Raw genomic sequence first — 12,891 nt, 5'->3', positions numbered from 1 at the left:
TCACCATGGGTTACCTGCGGGGCGGTCCGGTTCGGACGTGCTTCCGAAGACCGTCAACGAGGACCGGGTGCAGACCAGCCGGCCCTCCTGCGGGTAGGCGTGCCAGGTCCGCCAGAGCACCCGCTGGTCGTCCCCGTGCGCGACCAGGGCGGTGAAGGCGCTCGGGTCCCCCGGGAAGACCCCGGCCAGCGCGTACGGGTGGCCCTGCACCAGGGCGAGCAGCTCCTGCGCCCGGGCCGCGAAGACGTGCGGGGAGAGCTCCTCGATCCGGGCCGCGAACTCGTACTCCCAGCCACCGACCTGCTTGGCCACCCGGGCGGGGAGCGGGGTCTGACGGCCCGGCAGACAGGCCACCGTCTCCAGGCACTCACCCGGCCCGGCCGCCAGGATCACCTGGTGGGAGGCCCCGAGCAGCCTGAGTTGCAGCGTGCCGCCGGCGAGCCGACCGGGCGGTGTGCTGCCGATGCGGTCGAGTCTCAGGTCCCGCACGGCGAGCGCGGGCAGCGGACTGCCGCCCAGGCACCAGGCCAGGTCACCGGCTCGGGTGTCCGTGTAGGAGGTCTGCAGTGTGGTGAGCATGCTGGGCTCCGCGTTTCAGCTCCGTGCGCGCCCGCCGTCAGCCTCCGGCCCGGCGTTGGCGTCGGGGGTGTTCGAAGCTGTGCGGTCCGTGGCGCGGCCGACCGTGGAAGGAAGGATTCCGGCTGGAGATTCAGCAGCAGAGAAGCACGAATTCTCCGGGTCCGTCAGGGATTTACCCAGCTTTGCCCGGCATTCACCGTTCTGGCTACACCCTCTGCCCTGGTGTGATCAACCCGGTGCACGACTCTGAACGGCGCGCGCCCCTTTCACCGGAGCGCGCGCCGTTCACCACTGTCGTGCGCCGGGGCGCACACTGAGGGACCGTCAGAGCCTGCGGAGCCGGGCGACGGCCTCCTCCAACACCTCGTCCTTCTTGCAGAAGGCCCACCTGACCTGGCTCCGGCCGGCCTCGGTGTCGTCGTAGAACACCACGTTCGGGATCGCCACCACGCCGCAGCGCTCCGGCAGCTTCCGGCAGAACTCCAGTCCGTCGGTCTCGCCGAGCGGGGTGATGTCGGTGGTGATGAAGTAGGTGCCCTGCGGGCGGTAGACCTCGAAGCCGGCCGCCGCCAGGCCGTCGGCGAGCAGGTCGCGCTTGCGCAGGAGATCAGCCCGGAAGCCGTCGAAGTAGGTGTCCGGGAGGCGGAGCGCGTCGGCCACCGCGTACTGGAACGGGCCCGCGCTGACGAAGGTCAGGTACTGCTTGGCGGTCCGGACGGCCGCGACGAGCTCGGGGGAGCCGGTCACCCAGCCGACCTTCCAACCGGTGAAGGAGAAGGTCTTGCCGGCCGAGGAGATCGAGACGGTGCGCTCCCGCATGCCGGGCAGGGCGGCGATCGGGTGGTGGGCGGAGGGGCCGTACACCAGGTGCTCGTACACCTCGTCGGTGACCACCAACAGGTCGCGCTCGACGGCCAGTTCGGCGATCGAGCGGAGCTCCTCGGCGGTCAGGACGGTGCCGGTCGGGTTGTGCGGGGTGTTGATCAGCAGCAGCCGGGTGCGCGGGGTGACCTTGGCGCGGAGCTCGTCCAGGTCGGGGCGGAAGTCCGGGGCGCGGAGGGTGAGCGGCACCCGGGTGGCGCCGGCCATCGCGATGCAGGCGGCGTACGAGTCGTAGAACGGCTCCATCGCGATCACCTCGTCGCCCGGCTCCAGCAGGGCGAGCAGCGAGGCGGCGATCGCCTCGGTGGCGCCGGCCGTGACCAGCACCTCGCGGTCGGGGTCGTAGGAGAGGCCGTAGAGCCGCTGCTGGTGCTCGGCGATCGCGTGGCGCAGCTCGGGGATGCCGGGGCCGGGCGGGTACTGGTTGCCCCGGCCGGTCAGCACCGCGTCGGCCGCGGCGCGGGCGATCTCGGCCGGGCCGTCGGTGTCCGGGAAGCCCTGGCCGAGGTTGATCGAACCGGTGGAGACGGCGAGGGCGGACATCTCCGCGAAGATCGTCGTTCCCATGCCCGCCAGGCTGCGGTTCAGCAGCGGCCTCGTACCCATCGGTGCTCCTCACGGCTCGTGGAAATCAGGCACATCCTCGCGGGGGCGGTGGGGCGGGGCAAGGGGACGCCCTGCGGGCACGGCAAAGGCCCGCCTCCCGGGGGAGACGGGCCTTCCGGAGTGGCTGGATCAGCTCTCGTCGGAGGGGGCGGCGGCGTCGCCGCCCTCGCCCTCCTCGATGTCCTTCTGGAGGCCGAGGCGCTCGACGATCCACTGCTCGAAGCCGACCGCGGCCTGGGTCCAGTTGGCGGTGGTGGTGACGAAGTACTCCAGGTTGACGCCGGTGCCGACGATCATCTGGGACTCGCCGATCAGGCGGACCACGCCGTCCTCGTGGGTGTGGGTGTAGACCTTGGGCCAGAGGGTCTCGCGGTTCCACTCGTCGATGAGGTCGAGGATCTCGCCCTTGTCCTCGAGCGGGTAGGCGCGGTCGTAGAAGGCACGGACCGCGAAGAGCTCCTTCTGCTCGCCGCGGAACATGTAGTAGACCCGGAAGCCCTCCCAGGGAGCGGTGAGGTCACCCTCCTCGTCGACCACGTGCTTGAGCTGCATCTGGTCGAGCAGCTGGCCGACCAGGGCCTGGTCCGGCACGACGACCGGCGGCGGGCCCTGCGGGGCCGGCTGGCCGCCGCCCTGCGGGGCGCCGAAGGAGGGGATGGACGACGGGTCGATGCTCATCGGGGGTCCTTTTCTCAGTGCACGAGGAGGTGGCGAACTGTGAGGGGCCGCCCTTCCGGGACCCATCCTGCCTCATTCGCGGCCCGGGACACAGGGCCTACCCGGCCCGGGCCGCGACTTGCACTACTCCCTGGGCGAACGCGCTCCGGAGCCGCTCCGGATCACTTCCGCAGCCCGGTGCCGGGGGACTCCGCGCGGACGGTCAGGCGGTCGCCGGCCTCGTCCTGCTCGACCACCACGGTGTCGCCGTCGTGCACCTGGCCGGAGAGGATCGCCCGGGCCAGCTGGTCGCCGATCGCGGACTGCACCAGGCGGCGCAGCGGCCGGGCCCCGTAGGCCGGGTCGTAGCCGGTGATCGCCAGCCAGTCGCGGGCGGCCGGGGTGACCTCCAGGGTGAGCCGGCGGTCGCGCAGCCGGGCGCCGAGCGCGGCGACCTGGAGGTCGACGATCCGGCTGAGCTCGGCGGTGCCCAGCGGGTCGAAGACCACGATGTCGTCGAGCCGGTTGAGGAACTCGGGCTTGAAGGCGGAGCGGACGGTGTCCAGCACCAACTGCTTCTTCCGGTCCTCCGGGGTGGCCGGGTCGACCAGGTACTGGCTGCCCAGGTTGGAGGTGAGGATCAGGATGGCGTTGCGGAAGTCCACCGTCCGGCCCTGACCGTCCGTCAGCCGGCCGTCGTCGAGCACCTGGAGCAGCACGTCGAAGACCTCGGGGTGGGCCTTCTCCACCTCGTCCAGCAGCACCACGCTGTACGGGCGGCGGCGGACCGCCTCGGTGAGCTGGCCGCCCTCCTCGTAGCCGACGTACCCGGGCGGGGCGCCGACCAGGCGGGAGACCGAGTGCTTCTCGCCGTACTCGCTCATGTCGATCCGGACCATGGCCCGCTCGTCGTCGAACAGGAAGTCGGCCAGCGCCTTGGCGAGCTCGGTCTTGCCGACGCCGGTCGGGCCGAGGAACAGGAAGGAACCGGTCGGGCGGTCCGGGTCGGCGATGCCCGAGCGGGTGCGCCGGACGGCGTCCGAGACGGCCGCCACGGCCTCGGTCTGGCCGATCAGGCGCCGGCCGAGCTCCTCCTCCATGCGCAGGAGCTTGGCGCTCTCGCCCTCCAGCAGCCGGCCGGCCGGGATGCCCGTCCAGGAGGCCACCACGTCGGCCACGTCGTCCGGGCCGACCTCCTCCTTGACCATCGAGTCGGAGGTGTCCTCGTCCCTGGCGTGCTGCTGGGCCTCGGCCAGCTCGCGCTCGGCGGCCGGGACCTCGGCGTACATCAGCTTGGAGGCGCGCTCGAAGTCGCCGTCCCGCTGGGCGCGTTCGAGCGCGCCGTGCAGGTCGTCGAGGCGCTCCTTGAGCTCGCCGACCCGGTTGAGCGACTTCTTCTCCTGCTCCCACCGGGCGTTGAGCGCGCTCAGCTGCTCCTGCTTGTCGGCCAGGTCGCGGCGCAGCCGCTCCAGCCGGTCCACCGAGGCCGGGTCGGACTCCTTCTCCAGCGCCAGCTCCTCCATCCGCAGCCGGTCGACGGAGCGCTGGAGCTGGTCGATCTCGACCGGGGAGGAGTCGATCTCCATCCGGAGCCGGGAGGCGGCCTCGTCCACCAGGTCGATGGCCTTGTCCGGCAGGAACCGGGCGGTGATGTACCGGTTGGAGAGGGTGGCGGCGGCGACCAGGGCGGAGTCGGCGATCTGCACCTTGTGGTGCGCCTCGTACCGGCCCTTCAGGCCGCGCAGGATGGCGATGGTGTCATCGACGCTCGGCTCGCCGACCAGCACCTGCTGGAAGCGGCGCTCCAGCGCCGGGTCCTTCTCGATCCGCTCGCGGTACTCGTCCAGCGTGGTCGCGCCGACCATCCGCAGCTCGCCGCGGGCCAGCATCGGCTTGAGCATGTTCCCCGCGTCCATCGCGGAGTCGCCGCCGGCGCCCGCGCCGACCATGGTGTGCAGCTCGTCGATGAAGGTGACGACCTGTCCGTCGCTGGCCTTGATGTCGTTCAGGACGGCCTTCAACCGCTCCTCGAACTCGCCGCGGTACTTGGCCCCGGCCACCATCGCGCCCAGGTCGAGCGAGACCAGCCGCTTGCCGCGCAGCGACTCCGGCACGTCGCCCGCCACGATCCGCTGGGCCAGGCCCTCGACCACGGCGGTCTTGCCGACGCCCGGGTCACCGATCAGCACCGGGTTGTTCTTGGTCCGGCGGGAGAGCACCTGGATCACCCGGCGGATCTCCTGGTCCCGGCCGATCACCGGGTCGAGCTTGCCGTCCCGGGCCGCCTGGGTGAGGTCGGTGCCGTACTTCTCCAGCGCCTTGTAGGTGCCCTCCGGGTCGGCGGAGGTGACCCGGGCGGAGCCGCGGACGTCCTTGAACGCGGCCAGCAGCGCCTTCGGCGTCGCGCCGTGCTCCTTGAGCAGCTCGGCCACCGGGCCGCCCTCGGCGGCCAGGCCGACCAGCAGGTGCTCGGTGGAGAGGTACTGGTCGTCCAGGTCCTCGGCGCGCTTGCCCGCCTCGGCCAGCACCGCGAGGGTGTCGCGGGCCAGCTGCGGGGCGGAGACGGTGGAGCCCTGGGCGCTCGGGAGGGCGGTGGCCTGCCGCTTGGCGGCGGCGGTGACGGCGGCGACGTCCGTGCCGACCGCTTCGAGCAGGGGGCGGGCGATGCCCTCCGGCTGCTCCAGCAGCGCGAGCAGGATGTGCACCGGCTTGACGTCCGGGTTACCTGCGGCGCTGGCCTGGCGGATCGCGGCGGACAGGGCGTCCTGGGTCTTGCTGGTGAACCTGCTGGCGTCCACTACGGGCGTGCTCCTCTTTGACTCGGGTGGTGTACGACAAGTTGAGTCTAGCGCGCTCAACCTTTATGGGTCCAGCAAACGGCTGGCGTCCGGAGGGCAGCGACCTGGGGGCGCGAGGAACTGCGCGCAGGGGAACGGCACCACATGCAACTGGCTGGCCTGCCCCGATCTCACGCTGGTCCGCCTTCCGCACTCGCGCAGTTCCTCGCGCCCCCAACGCGTAGCCACTACCTCTTGCGGGTGAGGCCCAGCAGCTCCCGGGCCGGCCCGGCCGGGCGGTGGCCGGCGGGCCAGACGGCGCGGAGGGGGCGGTGGAGGTCGACGCCGTCGACGGGGACGGCGACCAGGCGGCCGGTGGCGAGCTCCTCGGTGACGGCGAGTTCGCTGAGGCAGACCGGCCCGGCGCCGGTCATCGCGGCGGCCTTGAGGGCGGTGGAGGAGGCCAGTTCCAGCCGTGGTGTGGTGGTGCCGCCGTACGGGGCGAGGGCCTGTTCCAGCACTTCGCGGGTGCCCGAGCCGGGTTCGCGCAGGACCAGCGGGGTGGCGGCCAGTTCGGCGCCGCCGAGTGGGCTGCGGCGGCGGGCCCAGGGGTGGGAGGGGGCGACCACGACCACCAGCCGGTCGGCGGCGACCACCGCGCCGTGCAGGCCGGCCGGGGTGGTGGGGCCCTCGACGAAGCCGAGGTCGGCGTCGCCGGCCAGCACGTGGGCGGCGACGTCGGCGGAGTTGGCGGTGCGCAGGGTGACGGAGGTGTCGGGGCTGATCCGGTGGAGGGCGAGCAGCCAGCCGGGCATCAGGTACTCGGCGACGGTGAGGCTGGCGACCACGGTGAGCCGGGTGTCGCGGCGGCCGCGCAGGGCGTCGATACCGGCGTCCAGGGCCTCGGCGGCCTCGACCACGTTGCGGGCCCACTCGACCACCAGCCGGCCGGCCTCGGTGGGCTGCGAGCCGCGCGGGGAGCGGTCCAGCAGCGGGACGCCGATCTGCTGCTCCATGCCCTTGATCCGGGCGCTGGCGGCGGGCTGACTGACCCCCAGTTCGGCGGCGGCCCGTCCGACGCTGCCGAGTCGCGCCACCGCGAGCAGGAGTTCCAGGGCGCCGAGTTCGGGGACGTGCGGGGAGAGGGCCATAAGGCCAGGCTATGCCGCCATCGGTCCGGCCGCGCTACCGGCCGGGGCGCCCCGGGCGCACCGTGGAGTCATGGCCACCATCACCGCACCCCGCACCCTCGCCGGCTACGGCCTCGACCTCTCCCGGCTCGGCCCCAACTGGTACGCCGCCGTGATGGGCACGGCCATCGTGGCCAACGGGGCGGCCGCGCTGCCGGTCGCCCTGCCGGGCCTGATCGGCTTCGGCGAGGTGGTCTGGGCGCTCTCCGCGGCGGCCCTGGTGGTGCTGGTGGCCGGGCGGCTGGTGCACTTCACCAAGCACCGCGAGGCGGCCCGCGAGCAGCTGCTGGACAACCCGGCCACCGCGGTCTTCTACGGCTGCCCGCCGATGGCCCTGCTGGCGGTCGGCTACGGCACCGAGGTGCTCGGCTCCCGTCTGATCGGCAGTCAGGCCGCGCTCACCGCCGACCTGGTGCTCTGGTCGGTGGGCACCGTGTACGCGGTGGTGGTGGCCTTCGGCATCCCGTACCTGATGATCACCCGGCACCGGCTGGCCCCGCTGGAGGCCAATCCCACCTGGCTGCTGCCGGTGGTGGCACCGATGGTCTCCGCCGCGCTCGGCCCGGTGCTGGTGCCGCACCTGCCGGAGGGGCTGCGGCCGGCCATGCTGTACGGCTGCTACGCGCTGTTCGGGGCCAGCCTGCTGGCCACCCTGGTGCTGCTGCCGGTGGTCTTCGCCGGGCTGGTGCACAGCAAGCTGCCCTCGCTGGTGCTGACCCCCTCGCTCTTCCTGGTGCTCGGCCCGCTCGGCCAGTCCACCACCGCGGTGAACCAGCTGGCCGACGCGGCCAAGGGCGTGGCCCCAGGGGTGGCCCCCTTCGCGACCGGCTTCGCGGTGCTCTACGGGGTCTCGATGATCGGCTTCGCGATGCTCTGGCTGGCCGTGGCGCTGGCCGCCAACCTGCGGGCGCTGCGGGCCGAGATGCCCTTCGCGATGACCTGGTGGGCCTTCACCTTCCCGGTCGGCACCCTGGTCACCGGGGCCGCGGGACTGGCCCGGCACACCGGGTTCGACGGCTTCACCGGCCTCGCGGCGGCGCTCTACCTGCTGCTCGTGGTGGCCTGGGCGGTGGCCTCGGCGCGGACCGTGGCGGGCCTGCGGGACGGCCGGCTGCTCGGACCGGTCCAGTCCACCTGACGGACCGTCGGAGGACCCCGGGGCCGGGCCCGGCTGCAGGTTCCTGCACTTGCGGGAACCTGCAGCCGGGCGCCCCTTGTTCGTAGCCCCCCCTGCTGTGAAGGTTGGGAACACGCCAAGGTCGTCCGGGCAACCGCAGCCCGGGAGAGGCGAATCGTCCCACCACGGGGGACACCGGTGCGTCCGCGCGCCGGTGAGACGAGGTGGGGCCCCGGCCGGTACGCCATGTGTGGTGATGGCTCCGGGCCGGTGTCGGCGAGGCGTTGCTGCTCCGCCTCGCCGGGGTCGCCGGACCCTGGCGCGAGATCGACGGGTTCCCCGGGACGTGGCATCCCGGGGGACACGTCGGCCCAAGACCGACCTGCGTTCGGGGGGCAGCGTCGCGGCGTTGGGGTGCGTACCTCGCCGGCTTCTCCTCGGTCGCCGATGCTCCGCATGGACTTCCTCGTCGGCGCCGCCGAGCCACGCACCCCAACGTCGCTCCTTCATCTGCCCCCCGAACACAGGTCGGTCCAAGCCGCTGAGATCATGGCCGGGACGGTCTGCGGCGATCGGCGAGGAGGTACCGGGATGGCTGCGGAGACGGCCGGGGCCGAGTTCCCGGACGAGGCGGCCCGCGGGCTCTACCTGAACATCCTGACGGCCGGTGGACGGGTCCCGTTCACCGACGTGCCCGAGACCGAGCAGGCGGCGCTCGACCAGCTGCTGCACACCGGTCTGGTGATCCCCAACATCATCGACAAGGCCTACGTCGCGGTCAGTCCCCGCTCGGTCGGCGAGCGGATGAGCAGCGAACTGCGGGCCGGCGCGACCAGACTGCTGCTCCAGGCCGAACAGCTCCCCGACAGCCTCGGCGGCCTCGCCCGCGCCTACGACGCCGTCCCGCGCGGCACCGCCGAACCGGCCCAGCCGGCCGTCGTGGTCGGCCAGGACCGCATCCGCCACCGGATCGCCGAACTGGTCTCCGAGGCCGTCCAGGAGGTGCTCACCGCGCAGCCCGGCCCGCGCAACCCCGAGGGCCTGGCCGTCGCCCGCCTCCAGGACCTCGCCCTGCTCCGCCGGGGCGCCCGGCTGCGCACCCTCTACCAGCCGATGACGGTCAACGAGCCGACCGCGGTCGAGTACGCCACCGCGGTGGCCGCCGAGGGCGGCCAGGTCCGGCTGCTGGACGAGCCCTACCAGCGGATGCTGATCATCGACCACAAGGTCGCCGTCGTCCCCGCCGAGGACGACTACAGCCGGGCGGTCTTCATCACCGACCCGGCGGCGGTCGCCTTCCTGGCCGCGGTCTACGAACGCGACTGGGCCCGCGCCGAGACCTTCGACTGGGGCGGCCTCGGCACCGCCCCGCCCGCCCAGGCCGCCACCCGCCGGGTCGGCCGCCTGCTCGCCACCGGCCTCACCCAGAAGGCGGTCGCCTCCCGCCTCGGCCTGAGCGAACGCACCGTGGCCGGGCACATCTCCCGGCTGCGCGAGCAGTACGGGGCACAGACCCTCTTCCAGCTCGGCTGGCGGATGCGGGACCGCTCCGAGTAGCGGGAAGGGGTGCGCCGAGGATGGTCGAGGACGGGCACGAGGACGGCGCCGCCGGGGTGCGCGCGGCCGGGCTGCGGGCCGACGCGATCGGGATGCTGCTGCGAGCGGACGGTGGCCGGGCACATCGCCCGGTTGCGGGAGCGGTGCGGGGCGCAGACCTTCTTCCAGCCCGGCCGGCGGATGCGAGGAGACCGTGATGCCTGAACTGCCGGAGCGGGTGGCGGAGCCCGTGCCGTCCGAGGTGCCGGAGCTGCCGGACAAGGCCGAGCGCGAGCTCTACCTGGAGGTGCTGGCCCGTGGTGGCCGGGTGCCGCACGCCGCCTTCGGGGAGGCGGACCAGGGGCCGCTGGGCCGGCTGCTGGCCGGCGGGCTGCTGGTGGACAGTGACGACGGCCTGGGCTGGACGGCGGTGGACCCGCGCGCGGTGAGCGCCAGGATCAGCGCCGGGCTCCGGACGGCGGGTACCAGGAAGCTGCTGGAGGCCGAGCAACTGGGTGAGGAGCTCCGGGAGTTCACCGCGGCCTTCGACTCGGCGCCGCGCCGTTCGGTCCGGTCCGGGGTGATCCGGCACGTCCATGACGTCCAGCAGGTGATCGACCAGGCACGGGAGTTGGAGGTCGGTGCCCGGGAGATCCTGACCGCCCAGTCGGGCACCCCGCTGGCGCCGCAGCAGTTGGCCGACTCCACCGCGCGGGCCCGGGCCTTCGTCGCCCGGGGCGGCACCGCCCGGGTGCTCTACGAGCCGGCCGCGCGGGCCGATCCGGCCACCGTCGCGTACGCCCGCTCGCTCACCGAACTCGGCATCGCGGTAAGGGTGTTGGGCGAGCCGTTCAAGCGGGTCACGGTGTTCGACCGGTCCGTGGCGGTGGTGCCGGCGGCCGCCGACCAGAGCAGCGCCGCCTTCGTCGAGGACCCGGCGGTGGTGTCCTTCCTGGTCGGCGGCTTCGAGCGGGACTGGCAGCGCGCCGAGCAGGTCAGCTGGGCCGGTGACCAGGCGGCCGAGCCGGAGCGGGCGGTGGAGGAGCAGGTCGGCCGGCTGCTGGCGGCCGGGCTCACCCAGCGCACCATCGCGCTGCGCCTGGGCGTGAGCGAGCGGACGGTGGCCGGCCACCTCGCCCGGCTGCGCGAACTGCACGGGGCCGAGACCCTCTTCCAGCTCGGCTGGCGGATGCGGGGAGGCTCCGGAGCACGGTGACCGGGTGACCCCCGCTGCCTGTTCCTGCACTTGCGGGAACCTGCATGCGCGCAGGTCTTGTCCGGTGTACGGGCGCCTGTGAGGGTGGTACATGCCAAGGCCGACCGGGCGCACGCAGCCCGGCGGGGACGACTTGGCCCGCCCCCGGGGGTGTAGCCGGTGCCCCACGCACCGGTCTCGAACGGGCGGGCCGCGGCCGGGGTGCCGCTTGTGGTGATCGGCCCCCGTGAAGCGTGGCGGGACGTTGCTGCTCCGTCCCGTCGGAAGACGTCCGGCCTGGTGCGATGTCGGCGGGTCTCCCGGGGGCTGGTACCCCGGGGGGCGCGTCGGGCCGGACCGCGCTGGGATCATGGCCGGAGCGGTACGGGAACGGGCGAGGAGGTACACGGTCATGGCCACGGTCACGCCGACCGGAGAGGCCGGGCTGCTGGACGAGGAGGCCCGGGAGCTCTACCTGGCCGTGCTCGCCGAGGGCGGCCGGCTGCCGGTCACCGTCGTGCCCCAGGGCCCGGCGCTGGCACGGCTGTTGGAGACCGGCCTGGTGCGGGTGGATGGACCGGGCAGCCGGTACGTGGCCCAGAGCCCCCGGGTGGTGGGCGAGCGGATCGGCGCCGAACTCTGCTCCGCCGCCGCCCGGCTGCTCCAGCGGGTCGAGGAGTTGCCCGTCGCCCTGGACGGCCTGACCCGGGCCTACGACTCGGTGCCCCGGCAGGGCGGCGAGAGCGAGCAGGCCGTCCACGTCGACGGCCTGGCGGAGATCCGCCAGCGGCTGGCCGAACTGCTCTCCGAGTGCGAGAGCGAACTGCTCACCGCCCAGCCCGGCCCCCGGCCCCCCGAGGGCCTGCGGATGGCCGTCCGCCAGGACACCGCGCTGCGGCGCCGGGGCGTCCGGCTGCGCACCCTCTACCAGCCGCTGGTGCTCGGCGAGCCCGCCACCGTGGGGTACGCCGCCACCCTCTCCGCCGAGGGGGCCGAGATCCGGCTGCTGGACGAGCCGTTCCGCCGCATGATGATCATCGACCGGAGGGTCGCGGTGGTCCCGGCCGCCGAGGACCTCACCCGGGCCGTCTTCGTCTCCGACCCGGTGACGGTCTCCTTCCTGGCCGCCGTCCACGAGCGCGACTGGGCCCGGGCGGACGCGGTCGACTGGTCCTGCCGGGCCGCCGAGTCCGCCGCCGACCTCACCCAGGACCGGATCAGCGGGCTGCTCGCACAAGGGCTCACCCAGCGCACCGTCGCCTCCCGGCTGGGCCTGAGCGAGCGGACAGTGGCCGGTCACATCTCCCGGCTGCGCGAGCGGCACGGAGCCCGGACGCTCTTCCAGCTCGGCTGGCGGATGCGGCCCGGGTGCGGACATGAGTGACCGTCAGCCGCTCGGCCCCGCCGAGCGGTCCGTCTACGCGGCGGTCCTCGCGGAGGGCGGCCGGGTGTGGTTCCGGGACGTGGTGCCCGAGGACGCCCCGGCGGTGCTGCGCCTGCTGGAGTACGGCCTGCTGGTGCACCACACCGAGGACGGCACCCTGACGGCGGTCAACCCCCGCTCGGTGGCGGACCGGCGGGCGGCCGAACTGCGGACGACCGGACAGGAGTTGCTGAGCCGGGCCGAGAGGGTGCCCGCCCCGCTGGAAGAGCTGACGCAGGCGTACGACGCCGCGCCGCGCCGCTCGGACCGTTCGGGGGTGGTGCGGATCGTCAGCGACATGGAGGAGATCCGCTCCCGGATCGTGCAGATCGAGGCGGAGCGGCGGGAGGAGGTGCTGGCGGCCCAGCCCGGTGGCGCCCGCCCGGCCGAGTTCCTGGCCCAGTCGCTGGGCCGCGACCGTGAGTACCTGGAGTCCGGCGGCCGTAAGTTGACGCTGTATCAGCCAGGTGCCCGGGCGGACGGTCCCACCGTCGAGTACGCCGCCCTGGTCACTTCCTACGGCGAGCAGGTCAGGGTCCTGGACGAGCCGTTCACCCGGATGCTGGTGTTCGACCGTCAGGTCGCAGTGGTCCCGGCCCGCTCTGACAACACTGCGGCGGCCTTCGTGGAAGACCCGGCGGTGATCAACGTCCTGCTGGGCATCTGGGAGCGGGACTGGGAGCGGGCCGAGCGTGTTCGTTGGAGCGAACTCGCGGGGATGGCAGGGAAGTTGCCGGTGCATGAGCAGGTCGGCCGGCTACTCGCACAGGGGCTCGCCCAGCGTGCGGTCGCCTCCCGGCTGGGCCTGAGCGAGCGGACGGTGGCCGGTCACATCGCGAGGCTGCGGGAGCTGTACGACGCCGAGACGCTGTTCCAGCTCGGCTGGCAGATGCGCGGGGCGGAGGGGACGTCAGAGAACTGACCGCCCC

Annotated in this window: 10 protein-coding genes; 5 read left to right on the top strand and 5 right to left on the bottom strand. The window is 73.4% G+C overall.

The window, feature by feature from the left end:
• From ACIA8O_RS09690 to ACIA8O_RS09670, 5 genes are all read right to left on the bottom strand, one after another.
• On the bottom strand, positions 1–579 hold the full coding sequence (locus tag ACIA8O_RS09690) for a DUF2617 family protein (protein ID WP_396293095.1): 579 nt from the start codon (positions 577–579) through the stop codon (positions 1–3).
• Positions 580–903: 324 nt separating this feature from the next.
• Positions 904–2,067 (bottom strand): pyridoxal phosphate-dependent aminotransferase, encoded by a 1,164-nt coding sequence (locus ACIA8O_RS09685; protein WP_396293093.1) that lies wholly within the window; start codon positions 2,065–2,067, stop codon positions 904–906.
• Positions 2,068–2,196: 129 nt separating this feature from the next.
• Entirely contained in the window at positions 2,197–2,745 is a 549-nt protein-coding gene (locus ACIA8O_RS09680) for a YbjN domain-containing protein (protein WP_396293092.1), read from the bottom strand.
• A 161-nt stretch (positions 2,746–2,906) separates the two neighbouring features.
• Positions 2,907–5,522, bottom strand: a complete 2,616-nt coding sequence (clpB, locus tag ACIA8O_RS09675) for an ATP-dependent chaperone ClpB (protein WP_396293090.1) — start codon at positions 5,520–5,522, stop codon at positions 2,907–2,909.
• Between the two features lie 227 nt (positions 5,523–5,749).
• Positions 5,750–6,652 carry a LysR family transcriptional regulator gene (locus ACIA8O_RS09670; RefSeq protein ID WP_396293089.1) on the bottom strand — a complete coding sequence of 301 codons (903 nt, stop codon included), beginning with the start codon at positions 6,650–6,652 and terminating at the stop codon, positions 5,750–5,752.
• A gap of 70 nt (positions 6,653–6,722) precedes the next feature.
• Between ACIA8O_RS09670 and ACIA8O_RS09665 the strand changes: the two genes are divergently transcribed.
• The 5 genes from ACIA8O_RS09665 (at position 6,723) to ACIA8O_RS09645 (ending at position 12,884) form a co-directional block, all read left to right on the top strand.
• Positions 6,723–7,829: a TDT family transporter gene (locus ACIA8O_RS09665; protein ID WP_396293088.1), complete on the top strand. Its 1,107-nt coding sequence runs from the start codon at positions 6,723–6,725 to the stop codon at positions 7,827–7,829.
• Between the two features lie 570 nt (positions 7,830–8,399).
• Positions 8,400–9,365 carry a LuxR C-terminal-related transcriptional regulator gene (locus ACIA8O_RS09660; RefSeq protein WP_396293087.1) on the top strand — a complete coding sequence of 322 codons (966 nt, stop codon included), beginning with the start codon at positions 8,400–8,402 and terminating at the stop codon, positions 9,363–9,365.
• A 196-nt stretch (positions 9,366–9,561) separates the two neighbouring features.
• Positions 9,562–10,560: a LuxR family transcriptional regulator gene (locus tag ACIA8O_RS09655; protein ID WP_396293086.1), complete on the top strand. Its 999-nt coding sequence runs from the start codon at positions 9,562–9,564 to the stop codon at positions 10,558–10,560.
• Between the two features lie 391 nt (positions 10,561–10,951).
• Positions 10,952–11,923, top strand: a complete 972-nt coding sequence (locus ACIA8O_RS09650; RefSeq protein WP_396293085.1) for a LuxR C-terminal-related transcriptional regulator — start codon at positions 10,952–10,954, stop codon at positions 11,921–11,923.
• Positions 11,916–12,884 (top strand): LuxR family transcriptional regulator, encoded by a 969-nt coding sequence (locus ACIA8O_RS09645; RefSeq protein ID WP_396293084.1) that lies wholly within the window; start codon positions 11,916–11,918, stop codon positions 12,882–12,884. The genes ACIA8O_RS09650 and ACIA8O_RS09645 overlap by 8 nt, the downstream gene beginning before the upstream one ends.
• Positions 12,885–12,891: the final 7 nt, after the last annotated feature.

Source organism: Kitasatospora sp. NPDC051853, assembly GCF_044452665.1.
GTDB lineage: Bacteria > Actinomycetota > Actinomycetes > Streptomycetales > Streptomycetaceae > Kitasatospora.
The sequence above is the reverse complement of the archived record's forward strand: the minus strand, read 5'-3'. Positions and strand labels throughout refer to the sequence as shown.